3 protein-coding genes are annotated in these 2,958 nt (G+C 67.1%); 1 reads left to right on the top strand and 2 read right to left on the bottom strand.

Going from position 1 to position 2,958, the window contains the following annotated elements:
* On the bottom strand, positions 1–348 hold a 348-nt coding region (locus VF468_10395; GenBank protein ID HEX5878716.1), incomplete at its 3' end, for a hypothetical protein.
* A 303-nt stretch (positions 349–651) separates the two neighbouring features.
* On the opposite strand from VF468_10395, the gene VF468_10390 reads away from it, so the two are divergent.
* Positions 652–2,415, top strand: coding sequence for a transposase (locus VF468_10390; GenBank protein HEX5878715.1), 1,764 nt, complete (start codon positions 652–654; stop codon positions 2,413–2,415).
* A gap of 228 nt (positions 2,416–2,643) precedes the next feature.
* On the opposite strand, the gene VF468_10385 is transcribed toward VF468_10390, so the two are convergent.
* Positions 2,644–2,946, bottom strand: coding sequence for a hypothetical protein (locus VF468_10385; protein HEX5878714.1), 303 nt, complete (start codon positions 2,944–2,946; stop codon positions 2,644–2,646).
* Between the last annotated feature and the right edge of the window lie 12 nt (positions 2,947–2,958).

The following is a 2,958-nucleotide window of genomic DNA, read 5'->3' as shown; positions in this document are numbered from 1 at the left end:
GTCCTCGACACACCCGGGAACGGGAGCAGGGTTGAGTCCGTCATCCTCGTCATTCACGCACGACCGCCACATCGTGAATGCGGAAGCCAGTTCTGCCGCGAACGCATCGAGGGCCGTACCTTCGGTGCGGTCGCCTCGCTCCGCCGCTGCACGGCGCCCGTACAGCAACTCGTCATCGGCAAATGACACGAGGTCGCGGATGTGGTCGGCGGTCATCCGCCGGCGGTCGTCGCGGGCCTGGCGGAGATCGCGCTCCCACTCGATCTCGTCGTCGATCGTGTCACCGACGGAATCCGGCAGCGCGGGCAGCTCGGCCGTGGTCAGCGTGTTTAACGCGGATTTCCGCACCGGAGGTTCGGGGCAACTTTGCTGCCGCGCTTGGGCACAAGCCTGATCGGTATCCGCTTGTCAGCGGGGGTTTTCGTATCCTCCCGTTCTGAGGGCTTGCTGTTGAGCTGCTGTTGAATCACAAGCATGTGATTCACAGTATCCATCTCTCAGGCCGCACGGTCGGGCCCGTCATACCCGGCCGAGACATCCCATCGTGATGAAACACGCTACTTCACAACGGTTTCAAGACCCGTCCGAGGGTGACACGCCGAAGCCGGTCAATCCCGCTCCGTGCAACTGAGGAAGTGGTAAACATGGCGTATGGCAGCCGGATCGGAACAAGGTGCCGGAGCGGACTGGTTCACCGCTCCGGTCCAGGTCAACCACCGCCGGTACGAGGCGCTACGCGCCTTCTACGTCGACCGGCTCACCCACGCCCAGGCCGCCGAGCGGTTCGGCTACACCCGGTGGGCCATGGTCAACCTGGTCCGCGAACACCGGGCCGGCGCCCTGGACCTGTTCGCACCACCCCGCCGACCCGGACCCCCGCCCGGGGTCGCGCCGGCCAAGGACCGGGCCCGCGGCCGGGTGATCGAGCTGCGCCGGCAGGGCCTGTCCACCTACGAGATCTCCGCCCGGCTGGCCACCGAAGGCACCCCGCTCAACCGCACCGGGGTCGCCGAGATCCTGACCGAGGAAGGCTTCGGCCGGCTGCTGCGCCACCCCGAACCCGAGGCCAGCATCAACCCGGCCACCCCCGGCCGGGACACCCGACTGCCCCGCACCGGCCGACTGGACTGGGCCAGCTGGCCGGCCACCGTGGAAACCGGCAAGGCCGGACTGCTGCTGCTCATCCCCGACCTGATCGAGCTGGACCTGCCCGCCCTGGTCAGCAAGGCCGGATACCCCGGCAGCCGGGTGGTACCCCCGGTGTCCTGGCTGCTGTCGCTGCTCGCGCTCAAACTCACCCGCACCCGACGGGTCTCCCACGTCGACGACCTGCTGCTGGCCGACCCCGCCGCGTCCCTGTTCGCCGGCCTGTCCGTGCTGCCCAAGAAGACCGCGCTGACCGACTACTCCTACCGCACCAGCCACCAACACCAACGAGACTTCCTGGCCGCGTTGGACACCGCGATGATCCACGGCGGCCTGGCCACCAGCTCCGACGCGATCTTCGACCTGGACTTCCACGCCGTCATGCACTGGGGACAGGACCCCGTGCTGGAAAAGCACTACGTGCCCAAACGTTCCCAACGCGCCCGCTCGGTGCTGACGTTCTTCGCCCAGGACAGCGGCACCCACAACCTGGTCTACGCCAACGCCGACCTGACCAAGGCCACCAGCACCCGCGAGGTCATCGCGTTCTGCGACCACTGGAAGACGGTGTCCGGCGCCGACCCGCGGATGCTGATCATGGACCAGAAGGTCGCCAACCAGGCCGTGCTGGCCGAACTGAACGACCGCGGCGTCAAGTTCCTCACCCTGCGGATGCGCTCACCCGCCCTGCTCACCCAGATCAACGCGCTGACCAGCGCGGACTTCAAAACCATCACCCTGAACCGGCCCGGCCGGTTCAACCGCCCACGCGTCCACGAGACCACCGACGCCCGACTGACCAACTACCCCGCCGCGGTGCGCCAACTCATCGTCACCGGCCTGGGCCGCGACGCCCCCACCGTCATCATCACCAACGACTACGACCCGCCCGTCAAGGCCCTGATCGAGCACTACGCCCGCCGGATGACCATCGAACAACGCCTCGCCGAGATCATCCAGGCCTTCTGCTCCGACGCGCTGTCCTCCACCGTGAACCTCAACGTCGACCTGGACATCATGCTCTGCGTCCTGGCCCAAGCCCTCACCGCCGCCCTGCGCAGCCGACTCCCCGGCTACGCCACCGTCACCCCAGACACCCTGCAACGACGCTTCCTGGACACCCGCGGAACGATCATCACCACCGGCCGCACCATCACCGTCCGCCTCGATCGACGCGCCTACGCACCCGTCCTACGCCAAGCCGACCTGCCCCAAAACACCACCGTCCCCTGGTGGGGCAACCGCACCCTCCGCTACGAAATCAGCTGACCCCCTTGCCCCGAACCAACTGCGCGGAAATCCGCGCTAATTGGTCGGCCGAGTCGATGTTCGCGCCGGCGTCGCCGAGCCGGCCGACCTATGTTTGCCGCACCCGGGCGACCTCGTGGCCGGGGGAGCGAACGGATCGGTTGGTCACGCCGCGATCCACAGCTCACCAAGCTCCGCCCCGACCGGCGCGGGCAGGACGACCAGGCCGGGGAGTTGATCAAGGGCCCATCAGGGATGCGGGCCAACCGATATCAACGTGATCATGCCGGCGCCCGGACCGTACATCCAAAACAGGCGCCACGCCCCCGGCGTCTTGTTCTCCACGTACGACTCCCAGACTTCTTCGCCGTTCGGGCCGGTGAATGAGGAGTACTTGTGCGAGTTCAGACCTGGGTGTCGTGGGCCAACGTCCCGGAGCAGACGCACCGTTTTCTGCACCTTGCGGTACTTTCCCGAGTCACTCTTCTTGATACGAGCAGCTACTCGCCCAAACTCTCGCGTGGCGCCGATGATGAACGGCGGCGCGGTCACTCGCCTTCCTCG

The sequence above is a fragment of the Actinomycetota bacterium genome (genome assembly GCA_036280995.1).
Classification (GTDB): Bacteria; Actinomycetota; CALGFH01; order CALGFH01; family CALGFH01; genus CALGFH01.
Note: the sequence above shows the minus strand (reverse complement) of the source record. Positions and strands in the feature narration are given on the sequence as shown.

Bases quoted from the DNA above. Each gene is read 5' to 3' on its own strand.
- VF468_10390 (HEX5878715.1), top strand. From the start codon at position 652: ATGGCAGCCGGATCGGAACAAGGTGCCGGAGCGGACTGGTTCACCGCT.